Source organism: Sulfitobacter faviae, from assembly GCF_029870955.1.
Lineage (GTDB): Bacteria > Pseudomonadota > Alphaproteobacteria > Rhodobacterales > Rhodobacteraceae > Sulfitobacter > Sulfitobacter faviae.
Genome location: NZ_PGFQ01000001.1, coordinates 233,178 through 248,104, shown reverse-complemented (window position 1 = coordinate 248,104; position 14,927 = coordinate 233,178). Strand labels below are relative to the sequence as shown.

Here is a 14,927-nt window from a genome sequence, read left to right as displayed (position 1 = left end):
GGCGTGATTCTGTGCTATAGTGTCTTCAAGCTGTAACACACGAGCCTGATAATGTTTCGACCCTGCTGCCAAGGTTGACCTCACATTTCTAACTCAAACGCACCCGAACGCAGACCGCTCAGGCTGCGCTTCGCATGCGTTTTACGTGCTGTTCAGGTGTCTGAGTTAATGGCGGGGATTCCCCCGCGCGCCAAGGAGCGATCTATATGACCAAATCGAAAAAGCTTGATTTCCGCCCCAATGAATTCGTCGTCTACCCTGCGCATGGCGTGGGGCAGATCGTCTCGATTGAGGAGCAGGAAGTTGCCGGCATCGCGCTGGAGCTCTTCGTAATTTCCTTTGAAAAAGACAAGATGACCCTGCGGGTGCCGACCCATAAGGCGACCGAAATCGGCATGCGCGCCCTGTCGACGCCCGATGTAATCAACCACGCGATGAAGACGCTCAAGGGCAAGGCCAAGGTTAAGCGCGCCATGTGGTCCCGCCGCGCGCAGGAGTATGAGCAAAAGATCAACTCCGGCGATCTGATTGCCATTGCCGAGGTCGTGCGCGACCTGCACCGCACCGACGACCAGCGCGAGCAGAGCTATTCCGAGCGTCAGCTTTACGAAGCAGCGCTTGAGCGCCTGACCCGTGAAGTGGCCGCCGTATCGGGCGGCGATGAACTCGCTGCCGCAAAGCAGGTCGGCGATGTGCTGGAAAGCCGTGTGGCCGCTTAAGCGGGGCACAATTTAAGATAAGGCCGCGTCCCTTCCGGGGGCGCGGTTTTTTTATGGAATGGCCTGCCAGCCGTAGGCCATCATCTGGCAACCAGTCAGCAGGGCGATTTCGGTCACCTGTTGGGTCGCGCCCAAGACATCGCCGGTCTGTCCGCCGATCTTGCGTTTGGCGATCTGGCGGACCACCAATGCGGCAAGCAGCGCCAAAAGCGCCAAGCGCCATGCGGAATAATCCGGCGCCAGCACGATCACGACCACGCCGATCAGCACCGCCACCGCCGTCGCCAATTCCCCGGGGCGGCCCGTGCGGTCAGACAGCCCATCGCGGCGGGCGGTGGGCAGGCTGTCCATCACCCAGACCATCGCCGCCCGCGATGCGCAGGAGGCGACGACCAGCGCCCAGATCAGCGCCTCATCTGTGATCAATTCGCTGATGAGATACCAACGCAGCAAAAGCGACAGCACCAGCGCCACAACGCCATAGGTGCCGATCACGCTGTCTTTCATGATCTTCAGGCGCTTTTCGCGGGTCCAGCCGCCCCAGAACCCATCGGCGCAATCGGCGAGGCCATCCTCATGCATCGCCCCGCTTAGCATCACGAGTGTCAGCAGCACGAAGGCGGCGACCAGCGGCGGCGTCGCGCCTAAGCGCGTCAGCGCCACACCGACGGCCCCGGCAATCAGCGCCAGCACGATCCCGACCAGCGGATAGGCCCAAGCGCTGCGGGCCGGGGGCGGTGCGGCTCGGTCGGGAAATGGAAATGCGGCAGGGGCAGGCGGGTCAGCAAGGCAAAGGCCACGGCGATGTCGCGGGGCCGGAAGGCCTGCCTCAGGGCGGTGATGTCGGGAATGGCCATTATTTCGCCCCTTCGGCACTTTCAGCGCCGACAGGCTAAGGCTAGAAACGATTGAATATCAATCCGCAAAGGGCCGCATATGAACACGTCTTTCGCCAGTCTTACCGAATTTCGCAGCCTGCTGCGTGCGATGCCCGCCTGCGACGACGCGGCGATGGCAGAGGCGCGGTCGCATGACGCCATGCTGACCAAACCCCCCGGCGCGCTTGGCCGGTTGGAGGATCTCGCCGTCTGGTATCGCGGCTGGCGCGGCGGGGCGCGGGCCGAGATCGCCGCGCCCCAGATCATCGTGTTTGCAGGCAACCACGGGGTCGCCGCGCGGGGCGTCTCGGCCTTCCCGGCAGAGGTGACGGCGCAGATGGTGTCGAACTTCGAACAGGGCGGGGCGGCGATTAACCAGATCGCACGGGTCAATGGCGCGAGCCTCGACGTGGTGCCGCTGTCCTTGGACAGGCCCACCCAGGATTTCACCGTCGCGCCCGCGATGGCGGAAGACGAATTCGTCGAGGCGCTGCGGGCGGGCTGGGAGGCGGTCAATCCCGAGGCCGATCTGCTTGTCGTGGGTGAGATGGGCATCGCCAACACCACCTCGGCGGCGGCACTTGCCACGGCGCTTTTGGGCGGCGGGGCGGAGTTTTGGACCGGACGCGGCACCGGGGTGGATGACGCGGGCCTGTCACTGAAGACCGAGGTCGTGGCCGAGGGGGTCGCCCTGCATGCGGACAAGGGCGATGGGCTAGAGGCCCTGCGCCGCCTCGGGGGGCGGGAATTGGCCGCGATGGCCGGAGCACTGGCGCGGGCGCGGGCCTTGCGCATCCCGGTGATCCTCGACGGTTTCATCTGCTGTGCCGCCGCGCTCAGCCTCGCGCGCACGGCACCCGGCGCGCTGGATCACTGCGTCGCGGGGCATCTCAGCGCGGAAAGTGGTCACCGGCGGCTCTTGGGCGCGTTGGACAAGGAGCCGCTGCTGGAGTTGAACCTGCGTCTGGGGGAAGGCTCTGGCGCGGGCTTGGCGATTGGCATCCTCAAGACCGCGCTTGCCTGTCACGCGGGCATGGCCACCTTCGCCGAAGCGGGCGTCAGCGACGCATAGGGCTGTGCTGGCGGCCCCCCAAAGGGCTGCCCGGTTCAGGCGCTTTCCTTGCCCTTGTCTTCGCCAAGATTGAGAAAGGCGGTCTCCAAATCCTTCTGCAACTCCTTCGCCCGGGCCACATAGGCGGCGTTTTGCGAGGGCGGCACATCGGGCCGCCAAAGCGCCGCCAATTCCCGGACCGAGACCCGGTCGTGGGCGTAGAAAAGCTTTTGTGCCTCATTCGCCTCGAAATCTGAAAGCCCCATGTTTTCCAACACATAGCGCCCGGCCCGAAGCGAGCTGTCGAACATTTCGCGCACGATGTCATTCGACCCGGCCTGATAGTGGCGGTAGACCTCCTCCCGGTCGCGCGCGCGGCTGACGATATGCAGGTTCGGGTTCTCTTTCCGCGCGTAGGAGATGAGAGTGACTGCCGATTTCGGGTCATCAAGGGCCACCACCAAGACGCTGGCGTCTTGCAGCCCCGCTTTGCGCAGGATGTCGGGCCGCGTCGGATCGCCCAGAAACCCCTTGAAGCCAAAGCGCCGCATGACGGCGATGGTCTCGGGGTTGTGGTCCAGCACGACGGTTTGAAATCCGCTGGCTTGGACCATCCGGTTCACCATCTGGCCAAAGCGACCGACGCCCGCGATGATCACCGGGCCGCTGCTGTCGATCTCATCGGCGATGACGGGGCCGCCGTCGTCAAGGCGTCGGCTGATCAGGTCGTGCAGGATGAAAAGCAGCGGCGTGATCAGCATGGTTAGGGCCACGACCAGCAAAAGCGTCTCGCCAATCGGGTCGGGCATGACGCCGGTGGCGAGGGAAAAGCTGACCAGCACAAAACCAAATTCCCCGGCCTGCGCCAGCGCCAGCGTGAAAAGCCAACCGTCGCGGCCTTTGAGGCGGAAGAGGCGGCCCAGTACCATCAGGATCAGCGCTTTGACGATGATGACCAACAGCGCCATGCAGATCAGGATCAGCGGTTTTTCGAACAGCAGGACAAAGTTGATGCCCGCCCCCACGGTGATGAAAAACAGCCCCAAGAGCAGCCCCTTAAAAGGTTCGAGGTCGGTTTCCAACTCATGGCGGAACTCGCTGCTGGCAAGCACCACGCCCGCCAGAAAGGCGCCGAGCGCGGGCGACAGACCGACCACGGTCATCAGCGAGGAAATCCCCACCACGATCAGCAGCGCCAGCGCGGTGTACATCTCGCGCAGCTTGGCGAGGTGGATGTAGCGGAACACCGGACGGGTCAGGTAGATGCCCACGAGGATGATCGCGGCGACCGCTCCGATAGTAACCAGCGTAACGCCCCAGCCCGGCAGGCTTTGCACGAAGGTCTGCGCGGCATGGGCGACGTCGCCTGCGTGGCTGCCCTCGGCCCCGTGATGGGCATTCTCCACCGCCTCAGGGTCGAGCGAGATGGACCCATCGGGCAAAAGCCCGCCCGGAATGCCCGTGGCCAGCAGCGGCAGGAAGGCGAGGATGGGGATCACTGCGATATCCTGCGTCAGCAGGACAGAGAAGACGGAGCGCCCCCTTGGGTCCGCATCAGCCCCTTTTCCGAAAGGGTTTGCAACACGATGGCCGTCGAGGACAGCGCCAGCGTCAGCCCGATTGCCAGCGCCACGCGCCACGGCTGGTCGTAAGCCATGGCGATGGCCATGAGTGCCGCCGTCGACAGCAGCACTTGCAAGCCCCCCAAGCCCAGCAGACGGTGGCGCATGTCCCAGAGCGCGCGCGGCTCCAACTCCAACCCGATCAGGAAGAGCATCATCACAACGCCGAATTCCGCGAAATGCTGCACGTCCTTCGTCTCGGACCCGACGAGGCCCAGCACCGGCCCGATCAGAATGCCCGCCGCCAGATAGCCCAACACCGACCCCAGCCCCAATCGCGCGGCGATGGGCACGGCAATCACCGCGGCGGCCAGATAGACGGAGGCTTGGAACAGGAAACCTTCCATTGCGGTCCTCTTTCAGAGTCAGGTGGGCAATGGCCCGTCCTGTTTCAGTTGATCCATGACAATCTGGCTATGCACCCGGCTCACGGCCTGATGGGGCAGAAGAACGTCGTGGATGAGCCTGTTCAGGCTCGGCAGATCGTCACAATAGACCCTCAGGAGGTAGTCCGCATCCCCCGTCATCGTCCATGCGCTCACAATCTCGGGACGGGTGGCCATGAGCCGGGCAAAGCTTGCCGAATGTTCCGGCCCGTGGGTGCCCAGATGGACCTGCACGAAGCCCTGCACGTTCAGCCCCATCCGCACCGGATCAAGCCGCGCGTGATAGCCGCGAATGTAGCCTTCGACCTCCAACCGCTGACGCCTGCGCCCCGCTTGGCTGGGGGAGAGGTTCAGCTCTTGTCCCAACTCCTGCGCCGTGAGGTGGGCGTTCTTTTGCAGCGCCGTTAGCAGCCGCCTGTCGATCTCATCGAGCATGATGCGCGATCTCCGCATGGTTTGGAGGTAGTATGCGTCGCTTGTGCGAAATTGACCAGTTGAATGCTGCGATACGCGCAATTCGCGCGGCGGTTGCGGCGTAGACTGGGGCAAATCCCAAAGCAGAGGAGACTGACATGGGCCCTTTCCCGCATGACGCCCCGAAATCGCAGATCACGGCAGAGAACCCCGCCGGCACCGATGGTTTCGAGTTTGTCGAATTTGCCAGCCCCGACCCGCAGGCGCTGCGCGATGTCTTCACCAAAATGGGCTATGCCCATGTCGCCAACCACAAGACCAAGAAGATCGAGCTTTGGCAGCAGGGCGACATCACCTACGTCTTGAACCACGACCCCGAGAGCTTTGCCGCGCGTTTTGTCGAAGAGCACGGCCCCTGCGCCCCCTCCATGGGCTGGCGCGTCGTGGATGCGCAAAAGGCGCTGGCGCACGCGGTGGCCAATGGGGCCGAGGAATATAAGGGCGATGGCAAGGTGCTCGACGTGCCCGCGATCATGGGCATCGGCGGCTCGCTGATCTATTTCGTCGACCAATATTACGATACCTCGCCCTACAATTGGGAATACGACTGGATCGCCAAGTCGAAACCCGAGGGCGTGGGGTTCTACTACCTCGACCACCTGACGCACAACGTGCACAAGGGCAATATGGACGTCTGGTTCAAGTTCTACGGCGACCTGTTCAACTTCCGCGAAATCCGCTTCTTCGACATTGAGGGCAAATATACGGGGCTCACCAGCCGCGCGCTGACCTCGCCCTGCGGGCGCATTCGCATCCCGATCAACGAAGACCGAGGCGAAACCGGGCAGATCGTGGCCTATCTCAAGAAATACAACGGTGAGGGCATCCAGCATATCGCCGTTGGTGCGCGCAACATCTATGACGCCACCGATGCGATTGCCGACAATGGGCTGAAGTTCATGCCCGGGCCGCCTGAGACCTATTACAAGATGTCGAAAGAGCGGGTGACCGGCCACGAAGAGCCGCTGGACCGCATGCAGAAACACGGCATCCTGATCGACGGCGAAGGTGTGGTCGACGGCGGCGAGACGCGCATCCTGTTGCAGATTTTCTCGAAAACCGTGATCGGGCCGATCTTCTTTGAGTTCATCGAACGCAAGGGCGACGATGGTTTCGGTGAGGGCAACTTCAAGGCGCTCTTTGAATCGATCGAGCAAGAGCAGATCGACAATGGCGAGCTTGAGGCCACCTAATCAGAAGTACATCCGGGGGAGGGAAAAAGGGGCGCTGCGGCGTCCCTTTTTTGTGTTGAAACCTAGTTCGGCATCTTCAGCACGACATTCCGACCCCGGCGCACATAGCGCAGCTCGCTATCGCCGATGGCCGAGACGCGGCCCCCGTCGATCCGGTCGCCGACCTCAACCTTTTGATAACGCCCGTTGCTGAGCCGAACCAGAGCGCGGCGGTTCGAGGGCTTGCCATAGACGCCGATCAGATTGACGTCGCGCAGGTTGATCGCATTCTTCACCGTGGCCTGTTTCGCCACGGAGGTCTTCGAGGGGAAACGCGGCTGCACGGCCTTGGGTGCCACGCTCGCGACCTGTGCAGGCGCGGCCCGGCGGGCGGCGCGTTTCACGATCCGGTCGAAATTGCGGGGCCGGGTATCGGGGCGGCGCGACTGGGTTGTGGCCTGTTTCGTCGCGTTTTGGATTGCGGGCGGCGTGGCGAGGGCGGCGGCGACCGCGCCACTGGTGTCGATGGGGGCGACCTCGGGCTCAGGCGTGGCAGCGGCGAGCGCTTCCTGAGCGATTTCTTGAACGGATTTGGGCCGCAGTTGCGGGCGCAGATCGGCCAATTCGGACCGTGTCAGCCCGCCAAGCTGGGCGCGTTCGGTCGTCTCTGCCAAATCGTCGGGGCGCAGACGGGGCCGGACCTCGGCCAAGGCGCTGTCGACCTCGGGCTCGGCCGGTTCGGCTTCGGGCCGGGTCAGAGTGGCGGGGGCTGCACGGCGGGGCGTCCGAGGTAAACCAAATGGCCATCGGGGCTGAGCGCCCCCTGCGCCGTGGGTTTGACCAAGCCGCGCGCGTCCAGCGCAAAGCGCGTGCCCGCCGCCGCCGGAGAGCTGACCGCGCCGGGGGCGATGTCGGTGCCGAACCCATCGGCGGGCGGCAGGGCCACGGCGTCTGTCGTGCTGCTGATCGGGTCGATGCTGGTGAGGTAGAGATCGTCGATATCAATCGCCGCTGCCGGGGCCGGGGGCACGTCCGGGGCGCGGGCCCAGATGCCGGTGGTGGCATATTTGGCGTCGATCTCGGCCTCGGTCATCTCTGACAGGGGGCGCGGCTCAGGGTCGCGCAGCGCGTCGAGGACGGCACCGTCTTCGTCGGTCAGACCAGCGTCCAAGGCGGCGGTTTCTATCGCGTCAGGCTCTGCCGGTTCGGGGGGCAAAACGGCGATGTCATTTTCGACCTCAGGGGTTTCCGCAGGGGCCAAGGCTTCGGCTGTGCTGCGCGGGCTGCGGTCGCCAAAGAGCCGCGAAAGCGCGCTGCCCTCGTCGAGGAAGATCGAGGCCCAAGCCGCGACACCGGCCAAGAAGACCAAAAGCGCCGCTGTCAGGATCAGGCCAAGGAAACGCGGCTTGCCGCCGACTTCGTTCCGGCGGCGCGCGCCGAAAACGGTCATCCGCTCGGCCTCTGATGTCGGGGTGGCCGCGGCGGGGCTGGCAGGGGCGGTCCGGCGGTCTTTCGACGCTTTGGGTTTGCGGCGGCTGAGGAAGGTGCCGGTCGAGGTGGTCGTCTCGGGCGTCAGCGAGCTGCTGTCGGGCTGGGGGGCTGCGGCTTCCGTCGCGGCGGCGGCGGCGGTGGCCGGTTCGACGGGCATCTGCGGCGCAAGCGGGGCCGCGGCGGGCGAAGGTGCGCCGACGGGCAGGGAGGCTGTGCTGGGGGCGGGCGCGGGCGTCGGTTCCGCTTTGGCGGCAGGCGGGGGGGGGCGGGGGTGCCTCCCGGCTCGCGCCGCCAAGGCTGGGCGCGTTGTCTGATCCGCCACGGCGGCTTGCGAAACCGGCGGCAGGGGCGCTGCGCGAGGGCGTTGCCGAGAAATCAACCTTGCGCGAAGGCTCGGGCTGCGGCGCGGTCTGCGTGCTGGCCGCCGCCGCAAGGGGGGCTGCGGATGCCGCAACGCTGCCCGTGGGGGCGGGCGGCGCGTCCGCCTCCGTCTCTTCCGGTTCCTCGCTTGGCGCGGGGGCTCCAACGCGGGCAGGTCTTCTGCCAACGGCGGTGGGGTTTCCTCTGGAGTGGGGCCAGCTCGGCCTCTGCCGGGTCTTCCGTCGCCTCCGTTTCCGTCGCAGCGTCCAAGGCGGGCAGGTCTTCGTCCAAGGGCGGTGGCGTGTCTTCGGGGGTTGGCTCCAACGAGGGGGAGGCTTCCGAAGCGTCCTCGGTCGACCCCAACTCCGGCAGGTCTTCCTCTACCGGCGGCGGGGTCTCTTCCGGTGTAGCGGCAAGTTCAGGCTCGGCCACGGGGGGCGTCTCATCCGTGTCCACGACCGGCCCTTCGGGCGCGTTCATCACGCCGGAAATCACGATGGGGCCGTCTCAGGCTCCACGGTTTCGCCGGGTTCCAGCAGGTCTGACGCGGCTTTCGTCATGCCGAAGTGCGGCGCGCCATCGAAGCTTTCACTGGCCGGGGCGGCGGCAAAGCTGACCGGGTGGAAACGATGCTCCACGGCGAAGGCTTCGGCTTCGTCCAAGGTCTCGCGGGCCACGGCGGCCACATGGCTCTGCCCGCCATCGGCATGCACATCGAACACCAGATCGGAAACCGGATAGGGCGTGGCCCCCTCCAGCGCCTCTGCCGCTGCCGCACGGCGGGCGGCGGGGTCCATATCCGGCGTGTCGAGGGTAAGGTATTTGATCTGCGCGTCGGGGATCAACAGCAGGCTGCGCAGCCCGCCGGGCTCCAACGCCGTGGCGGTTTTGCGCAAGACCGCCAGTTCCGCCGCCAGATCGGCGCTGTCGAGCGCCACTTCACCAACAAGCTGCCATCCGCCCGATGTGCGGTGGAGCAAACGAATGCCGTCGAACGACAGGGAGAGGGTAAAATTCGGCTTCATCGCGGTCGACTTTAGCATGGGGTCGGGCGCACTTACAGACGCGCCGCAGTCATCGCGAAGGATAGAGCAGGAGTTCGCCCAAGGGAAGGGTGCGCACCGTGCGGGTGCTTGTCAGAACCGGGCCGCGATGGGCAAATGGCGGCGCATTGATGCACGGAAAGGAACGAACATGCGACTGATGAATTGGGTGGCGCTGGCGTGGATGGCGGGGGCCGGATTGGTCTCGGCCCAGCAGGGACCGGAAGAGGGGATTATCGTCACCGGCCAAGGCAGCATCGCCGCCGCGCCCGACATGGCGACGATCACTCTGGGCGTGACCGAAGAGGCCGAAACCGCCAAGGCCGCGATGGACGGGGTGAATGCCGCCGTGAGCGCGATCCTGACCCAGCTCGACGCGCAGGGCGTCGCGGCGAAGGACCGCCAGACCAGCCGTTTCTACCTGCGCCCGCTGCATGACCGCCGCGCGAATGAGAACGGCCAGCCGCCGCGCATCACCGGTTATCAGGCGGGCAACTCCGTGACGGTCAAAGTGCGTGATCTGGACCGCTTGGGCGCGATGATGGATGCGGTGATCGACGAGGGTGCGAATGATTTCAACGGGTTGGACTTCGGACTTCAAGACCCGAAAGATGCGCTGGCCGAGGCACGCAAGGCCGCCGTTGCGGATGCCACCGAACGCGCGCGGCAGTTGGCCGAGGCGGCAGGGGTGGAGCTCGGCACGCTGATCCGCATGACCGAAAACTCCCACGCGCAGCCCAAGATGTTTGAATCCGCCCGTATGGGGATGGCGATGGACAGCGCCGTGGCCGAAGGCGAGGTCGAGGTGCGGGCGCAGGTGTCGATGACCTTTGCGATTGCCCCGGGGCAGTAAGCTGCCGCGGATGGAAAACCCCCGCCGAGGTGATCGGCGGGGGAAGGTGGTTTAGCTGGTCGCTTTGGCCAGTGCCTGATCGAGATCGGCGATCAGATCGTCGGCGTCCTCCGTCCCGATGGAGATGCGCACGACACCCGGACCGGCCCCCGCCGCTTCCTGCTGCTCTGCCGTCAGTTGCCGGTGGGTGGTAGAGGCCGAGTGAATGATCAGCGAGCGCGTATCGCCCAAGTTCGCCACATGGCTAAAGATCTCAAGGCTGTTGACCAGTTTCACACAGGCGTCATAGCCGCCCTTGACCGCAAAGGTGAAAAGCCCGCCCGCGCCCTTGGGACAGACCTTTTGCATCCGCTCATGATAGGGCGAGGATTCCAGCCCGGCATAGGTCACATACTCAACCCGGTCGTCCTGTTCGAGCCATTCGGCCACCTTCACCGCGTTCTGCACATGCCGCTCCATGCGCAGCGACAGGGTTTCGATCCCCATGAGCGTGTAATGCGCCGCCTGTGGGTTCATCGTCATCCCCAGATCGCGCAGCCCGATGGCGATGCCGTGGAAGGTGAAGGCCATGGGGCCGAAGGTCTCGTGGAACTTCATGCCGTGATAGGCTTCCTCAGGCTGGCTGAGGGAGGGGAATTTGTCATTGGCAGACCAGTCGAACTTGCCCGAATCCACGACGCAGCCGCCCATGACGGTGCCATTGCCGGTGAGGTATTTTGTGGTCGAATGCACCACCAGCGTCGCGCCGTGTTCAATAGGGCGGCAGAGGTAGGGCGTGGCGCTGGTGTTGTCGATGATGAGCGGAATGCCCGCCGCATCGGCTACATCCGCAATGGCGCGCACATCCATGATATAGCCGCCGGGGTTGGCGATGGCCTCACCAAAGACCGCGCGGGTGTCGTCGTCGATCGTATCGGCCACGGCCTGCGGATCGTCGAAGTCGACGAATTTGCAGGACCAGCCAAAGCGTTTGATCGTATGGCTGAACTGCGTGACCGTGCCGCCATAGAGACGGGTAGAGGCGACGATATTCTTGCCCGGCCCCATCAGCGGGAACAGCGCCATGATCTGCGCCGCATGACCCGATGAGCAGCAGACCGCACCGACGCCGCCTTCGAGCGTGGCAATACGCTCTTGCAGGACCGCGTTGGTGGGGTTGGTCAGGCGCGAATAGATATAGCCGACTTCCTCAAGGTTGAACAAAGCCGCCGCGTGATCGGCATCGCGAAAGACATAGGCCGTGGTCTGATAGATCGGCGTCTGCCGCGCGCCGGTGGCCGGGTCGGGGCTGGCGCCTGCGTGAATTTGCAGCGTGTCGAAATGTGGGGTGGGGCTGTCGGCCATTGGTCTGTCCTCTCAGAAAATGGTTCCCGCGCAGCCTAGGCGCAAAGACCCGTCCAGACAACGGGGCAGGCGGGGCTCAGCGCATCCAGAAACCGTTTGATTTGATCCGGTTGCGGATCGCCTGTTCGCGGCGCGGCAGGTTGTCTTGATCGAAAAGCGCGCGCACCTTGGCCCCGCGGCCCTGATAGACCATCCGCTTGATCGCATCGCGCTGCTTGAGCAGCTTTTTCATTCGGTTGGGGGCGGTGATGGCCTCTAGCACCTCGATGGCATGATCGCTCTCCCGCGCGTAGAGCAGGGGCAGAAAACGATAGTGGCAGGAGACCGTGCCATCCAACAGCCCAGAAGGCAGGGTGCCCCGCCCGCCGCCAAGGGCGTGGATCACCAGCGGCAGCACGATTTGGTCGAGCCAAGGGTCAAAGCTCTGCGCGCAAAGCTCGACCGGAGGAGCGTCGCGCACCGCCAGCGCGTAGCGCAGAAAGAGATCGCCGAATTCCTGCGGACAGCGGTAGTAGAAGAACCCTGCGTTAAAATAGAGATAACGCCGCCAATATTCATCCGGTTGGCTCAGGTCGAGGCTGCTGGCGAAGTCGAGGCCGAACTTGTCGTAAAGCGACTTCCACAATGCGCTATAGCCCGGCCCGTATAGCTGCGGCTCGGGCCATGTCCCCTCGCGTTTGAGAGAGGCCGAGGGGCGGTTGAAATCAAACGGCACCGCCGACAGATCGCCGGTGATCAGCGTATCGGTGTCAAAGAAAACAAAGGGTTCGCCCGCGGGCAGGGCGCTGAGCATCTCGATCTTATTGCCATTGGGGTAGGTGCTGCCGAAATGCTGATTGTCAAAGGGGACGAACTCCGCCCCAAGCTCGTTCAGCGCCTCGCGCAGCGCGCTGTCGGTGATGCGCGGGTCACTGTCCCAAAGCGGGCCGGGCTGCGGCTCGGCGATCAGCAAACGACCTTGGAACTCCGGGCAGGAATGGCGCAGGGAGGCGGCGAAGAGCAGCGCCTCATAGGCCAGCCGCCCCTCTTGGCCCACAATGACGACGTTGAAAATTTGCGGGATACGCGAATTGCGTGTCATACTTAACTGCGGCCTTTGGTTTTCGACCAGTATAGGGGCAGGGCTCTGTCGGCAAAAGCCAGCAATTTGAGCGGCCTGCGAAAGGGGTTCGAATGTTCGATTTTGTCTTTGCCGTGATCGTGATCAGCTTGGGCGGCCACTCTGCGCCTTCGGACGGGGTAGGCCGACCGGATGCGCCGATGACGGTGCAGGCTCCGGCACGCCCCGCAGCCCCGGCCAGCCCGGCGGCGCCCGCGGCCCCGCCGCCTGCGTTCTACATGGATGCCGTGCCCCCCGGCTTGGTCGCCGAAGACCAGACGCCCACGGGCCGTTTCACCACCGCCGCAGAGGTGCGTCCGATCCTGAACGCCACCCGCGGGAATTGGATCGCCGTGCGAGAGTATGATGGGCGAGACTTCCTCTATGTGACCCACCTGTGGAGCTGGCGCTGCGGGCTGGCCGCCATGGCAATCGCGGTGAACGACGCGCCGATGCGGAATCTGCCGATGCCGCCCTGCCACGATTCATTGCCGACGCCGAATGCGGCTCTGGAGGGGGATCCGCAGCCTTACCTGGTGTTTGACCTCGGGTCGGTTGAGAGGGTTCGGGTTCAACTGGTTTACGACGATTTGGGAATGGCGATTGAGGGTTTTTTGCGGAGCGGTGTGCTGATCCCGTGATAGCCTTCGGGCCCGGCTTTGATCGGTCGCCACGAACGCGCCTTAACTGCGCATACGAACTATCGCGAGGGGGAGAAAGTGGTGGGCGACCCTGGAATCGAACCAGGCGTGCGTCTCCGCGAGGGAGCCGCAGGCGGGCCCTGCCACATGGCTATCCCGCGCAGGATCGATCCGGGGGATCGATCGGTGGCCATCCGCTCGGCGCCAGCATGTTACGATGTCTGAAAATAGGGGGGAGAAAGTGGTGGGCGACCCTGGAATCGAACCAGGCGTGCGTCTCCGCGAGGGAGTTACAGTCCCCTGCCACACCTTGCGGCCTGTCGCCCACTTTGTCCCGGTGCATTGCACCTGACGTGGGGGCGTGATTACAAGCGAGCCAAAGAAGCGTCAAGGCGAATTCCTGAGAAATCTTGGGGAAATCGCACGAAAGGATAAAGAGATGAAGAAACCCAAATGGGTCGTGCAAAAAGAGCAGGACAAGAAGGCCGAAGCGGCGCAGACGGTCTGGCTGTTCGGCCTGCATGCGGTCCGCGATGCGTTGATGAACCCGCGGCGTGAAAAATTGCAGTTGATGGTCACGCCGAACGCGCAGGCGAAGCTGGAAGAGGCCATCGCCGAGGCGGGAATCACGCCGCAGGTCGTGGACCCGCGCAAGTTCCGCCCGCCGCTCGATCCGAACTCGGTCCACCAAGGTGCCGTTCTGGAGGTGAAGCCGCTGAACTGGGGCCGGTTGGAAGATGTGGCCATCGGTGCTTCCGCGCCGCGGCTCTTGCTGCTCGACCGGGTGACCGATCCGCATAACGTTGGTGCGATTCTTCGCTCTGCCGAAGTGCTTGGCGCCTCGGCGGTCATCGGCACCAAACATCATTCCGCGCCCGAGACCGGGGCGCTGGCAAAAACCGCCAGCGGCGCGCTGGAGCGGCAGCCCTATCTGAGGGTCCGCAACCTTGCCGATGCGATCCGCGCCCTGCAGGAGATGGGCTATCTGGTGCTGGGGCTCGATGGCGAGGCCACGCAGACCATCGAGGAGGCCGTAGAGGGCCGCCGTGACCGCCCCGTGGCGCTTGTTCTGGGGGCCGAGGGGCCTGGGCTGCGTGAGAAGACCCGCGAGACCGTAGACGCACTGGTGCGGATCGATGCGGCGGGCGGATTCGGCTCGCTCAACGTCTCTAACGCGGCGGCCATCGCGCTTTATGCCAGCCGGGTGGGCGGCTGAGAATCGGCAAGAACTGGCTTAAATCCGAGCAAGGGGCGGGGCGGCCGGGCCCGGCCCCTTTGAAAACGGCCAAGGCTTCCTAAATTTAAGGGTGACCGCAGGCCCGGAACGCCTGCCGGCCACCTACTGTCCCTCGTTCCGTACCTTACGCCCCGTGTTCATCATGGGGCGTTTTTTTCTGCGGCTAGATACACAAAAGCCGCCCCGAAGGGCGGCTTTGCGTTTCCTACGGGGTGGTAGGATCAACCTGGAGCGGGCGAGGCGATTCGAACGCCCGACCCTAACCTTGGCAAGGTTATGCTCTACCCCTGAGCTACGCCCGCATCCGGTTGGTGAGGGGGGAATACCCATTCCCGCAGGGGGCTGCAAGGGGGAAATGAAGCGATCTAAGCGTCGCGGGGAAATTTTTTTCGCGGTGGTTTTGGGGGCCGAAAAACACAAAGGGCCGCATCCGAAGATGCGACCCTGTGAAGTCCAGATGGAGCGGGCGAGGCGATTCGAACGCCCGACCCTAACCTTGGCAAGGTTATGCTCTACCCCTGAGCTACGCCCGCTTACCGTCTGGTGAGGGCGAGATA

Annotated in this window: 15 protein-coding genes, 3 tRNA genes and 1 pseudogene; 6 read left to right on the top strand and 13 right to left on the bottom strand. The window is 64.4% G+C overall.

The features are described from left to right. Window positions 1-206 precede the first annotated feature (206 nt). Window positions 207-719, top strand: coding sequence for a CarD family transcriptional regulator (locus CUR85_RS01320; RefSeq protein ID WP_007120274.1), 513 nt, complete (start codon window positions 207-209; stop codon window positions 717-719). A 51-nt stretch (window positions 720-770) separates the two neighbouring features. On the opposite strand, the gene cobS is transcribed toward CUR85_RS01320, so the two are convergent. Next, a complete protein-coding gene (cobS, locus tag CUR85_RS01315) occupies window positions 771-1,412 on the bottom strand; it encodes an adenosylcobinamide-GDP ribazoletransferase (protein ID WP_485129814.1) in 642 nt (213 codons plus the stop codon). After that, window positions 1,400-1,576, bottom strand: coding sequence for a hypothetical protein (locus tag CUR85_RS01310; RefSeq protein ID WP_280322896.1), 177 nt, complete (start codon window positions 1,574-1,576; stop codon window positions 1,400-1,402). The genes cobS and CUR85_RS01310 overlap by 13 nt, the downstream gene beginning before the upstream one ends. Window positions 1,577-1,655: 79 nt before the next feature. Between CUR85_RS01310 and cobT the strand changes: the two genes are divergently transcribed. Continuing rightward, window positions 1,656-2,669 (top strand): nicotinate-nucleotide--dimethylbenzimidazole phosphoribosyltransferase, encoded by a 1,014-nt coding sequence (cobT, locus tag CUR85_RS01305; protein WP_067262485.1) that lies wholly within the window; start codon window positions 1,656-1,658, stop codon window positions 2,667-2,669. Between the two features lie 35 nt (window positions 2,670-2,704). On the opposite strand, the pseudogene CUR85_RS01300 reads toward cobT, so the two are convergent. Next, window positions 2,705-4,617: pseudogene (locus CUR85_RS01300) on the bottom strand (monovalent cation:proton antiporter-2 (CPA2) family protein). Between the two features lie 18 nt (window positions 4,618-4,635). Then, window positions 4,636-5,091 (bottom strand): Lrp/AsnC family transcriptional regulator, encoded by a 456-nt coding sequence (locus CUR85_RS01295; protein ID WP_067262495.1) that lies wholly within the window; start codon window positions 5,089-5,091, stop codon window positions 4,636-4,638. Window positions 5,092-5,228: 137 nt separating this feature from the next. Here CUR85_RS01295 and hppD point away from each other — a divergent pair, with 137 nt between their 5' ends. Continuing rightward, entirely contained in the window at window positions 5,229-6,323 is a 1,095-nt protein-coding gene (gene hppD / locus CUR85_RS01290) for a 4-hydroxyphenylpyruvate dioxygenase (RefSeq protein ID WP_067262490.1), read from the top strand. Window positions 6,324-6,385: 62 nt separating this feature from the next. Here the strand turns inward: hppD and CUR85_RS01285 are convergent, their stop codons facing one another. The 4 genes from CUR85_RS01285 to CUR85_RS01270 all read right to left on the bottom strand — a co-directional run bounded on the left by CUR85_RS01285 (window position 6,386) and on the right by CUR85_RS01270 (window position 9,196). Further along, a complete protein-coding gene (locus tag CUR85_RS01285; RefSeq protein WP_280321152.1) occupies window positions 6,386-7,012 on the bottom strand; it encodes a hypothetical protein in 627 nt (208 codons plus the stop codon). Between the two features lie 44 nt (window positions 7,013-7,056). Beyond that, complete coding sequence (locus CUR85_RS01280; protein WP_280321150.1) at window positions 7,057-7,950, bottom strand: hypothetical protein; 894 nt, start codon at window positions 7,948-7,950, stop codon at window positions 7,057-7,059. Window positions 7,951-8,168: 218 nt separating this feature from the next. Further along, window positions 8,169-8,633, bottom strand: a complete 465-nt coding sequence (locus CUR85_RS01275; RefSeq protein ID WP_280321148.1) for a hypothetical protein — start codon at window positions 8,631-8,633, stop codon at window positions 8,169-8,171. A gap of 11 nt (window positions 8,634-8,644) precedes the next feature. Continuing rightward, window positions 8,645-9,196, bottom strand: a complete 552-nt coding sequence (locus CUR85_RS01270) for a hypothetical protein (protein WP_280321146.1) — start codon at window positions 9,194-9,196, stop codon at window positions 8,645-8,647. Between the two features lie 151 nt (window positions 9,197-9,347). On the opposite strand from CUR85_RS01270, the gene CUR85_RS01265 reads away from it, so the two are divergent. Continuing rightward, window positions 9,348-10,049 (top strand): SIMPL domain-containing protein, encoded by a 702-nt coding sequence (locus tag CUR85_RS01265; RefSeq protein ID WP_067261238.1) that lies wholly within the window; start codon window positions 9,348-9,350, stop codon window positions 10,047-10,049. A 51-nt stretch (window positions 10,050-10,100) separates the two neighbouring features. On the opposite strand, the gene CUR85_RS01260 is transcribed toward CUR85_RS01265, so the two are convergent. Both CUR85_RS01260 and CUR85_RS01255 read right to left on the bottom strand, forming a co-directional pair. Then, window positions 10,101-11,393: an O-acetylhomoserine aminocarboxypropyltransferase/cysteine synthase family protein gene (locus CUR85_RS01260; protein ID WP_067261239.1), complete on the bottom strand. Its 1,293-nt coding sequence runs from the start codon at window positions 11,391-11,393 to the stop codon at window positions 10,101-10,103. A 76-nt stretch (window positions 11,394-11,469) separates the two neighbouring features. Then, entirely contained in the window at window positions 11,470-12,474 is a 1,005-nt protein-coding gene (locus CUR85_RS01255) for a ligand-gated ion channel (RefSeq protein WP_067261241.1), read from the bottom strand. Between the two features lie 92 nt (window positions 12,475-12,566). Between CUR85_RS01255 and CUR85_RS01250 the strand changes: the two genes are divergently transcribed. Further along, window positions 12,567-13,133, top strand: coding sequence for a hypothetical protein (locus tag CUR85_RS01250; protein ID WP_169306071.1), 567 nt, complete (start codon window positions 12,567-12,569; stop codon window positions 13,131-13,133). Between the two features lie 242 nt (window positions 13,134-13,375). On the opposite strand, the gene CUR85_RS01245 is transcribed toward CUR85_RS01250, so the two are convergent. Beyond that, a tRNA-Tyr gene (locus CUR85_RS01245) sits at window positions 13,376-13,459 on the bottom strand. A 113-nt stretch (window positions 13,460-13,572) separates the two neighbouring features. On the opposite strand from CUR85_RS01245, the gene rlmB reads away from it, so the two are divergent. Beyond that, complete coding sequence (gene rlmB / locus CUR85_RS01240; RefSeq protein ID WP_067261243.1) at window positions 13,573-14,349, top strand: 23S rRNA (guanosine(2251)-2'-O)-methyltransferase RlmB; 777 nt, start codon at window positions 13,573-13,575, stop codon at window positions 14,347-14,349. Window positions 14,350-14,597: 248 nt separating this feature from the next. Here rlmB and CUR85_RS01235 read toward each other — a convergent pair. Then, window positions 14,598-14,672: transfer RNA gene (locus CUR85_RS01235), tRNA-Gly, on the bottom strand. Between the two features lie 156 nt (window positions 14,673-14,828). Then, window positions 14,829-14,903: transfer RNA gene (locus CUR85_RS01230), tRNA-Gly, on the bottom strand. Between the last annotated feature and the right edge of the window lie 24 nt (window positions 14,904-14,927).

Coding starts and splice junctions, on each gene's coding strand:
- CUR85_RS01250 (WP_169306071.1), top strand. CDS start 12,567: ATGTTCGATTTTGTCTTTGCCGTGATCGTGATCAGCTTGGGCGGCCAC.
- hppD (WP_067262490.1), top strand. CDS start 5,229: ATGGGCCCTTTCCCGCATGACGCCCCGAAATCGCAGATCACGGCAGAG.
- CUR85_RS01320 (WP_007120274.1), top strand. CDS start 207: ATGACCAAATCGAAAAAGCTTGATTTCCGCCCCAATGAATTCGTCGTC.
- CUR85_RS01295 (WP_067262495.1), bottom strand. CDS start 5,091: ATGCTCGATGAGATCGACAGGCGGCTGCTAACGGCGCTGCAAAAGAAC.
- cobT (WP_067262485.1), top strand. CDS start 1,656: ATGAACACGTCTTTCGCCAGTCTTACCGAATTTCGCAGCCTGCTGCGT.
- CUR85_RS01270 (WP_280321146.1), bottom strand. CDS start 9,196: ATGCTAAAGTCGACCGCGATGAAGCCGAATTTTACCCTCTCCCTGTCG.
- CUR85_RS01260 (WP_067261239.1), bottom strand. CDS start 11,393: ATGGCCGACAGCCCCACCCCACATTTCGACACGCTGCAAATTCACGCA.
- CUR85_RS01265 (WP_067261238.1), top strand. CDS start 9,348: ATGCGACTGATGAATTGGGTGGCGCTGGCGTGGATGGCGGGGGCCGGA.
- CUR85_RS01280 (WP_280321150.1), bottom strand. CDS start 7,950: ATGCCCGTCGAACCGGCCACCGCCGCCGCCGCCGCGACGGAAGCCGCA.
- rlmB (WP_067261243.1), top strand. CDS start 13,573: ATGAAGAAACCCAAATGGGTCGTGCAAAAAGAGCAGGACAAGAAGGCC.
- CUR85_RS01310 (WP_280322896.1), bottom strand. CDS start 1,576: ATGGCCATTCCCGACATCACCGCCCTGAGGCAGGCCTTCCGGCCCCGC.
- CUR85_RS01255 (WP_067261241.1), bottom strand. CDS start 12,474: ATGACACGCAATTCGCGTATCCCGCAAATTTTCAACGTCGTCATTGTG.
- CUR85_RS01275 (WP_280321148.1), bottom strand. CDS start 8,633: ATGAACGCGCCCGAAGGGCCGGTCGTGGACACGGATGAGACGCCCCCC.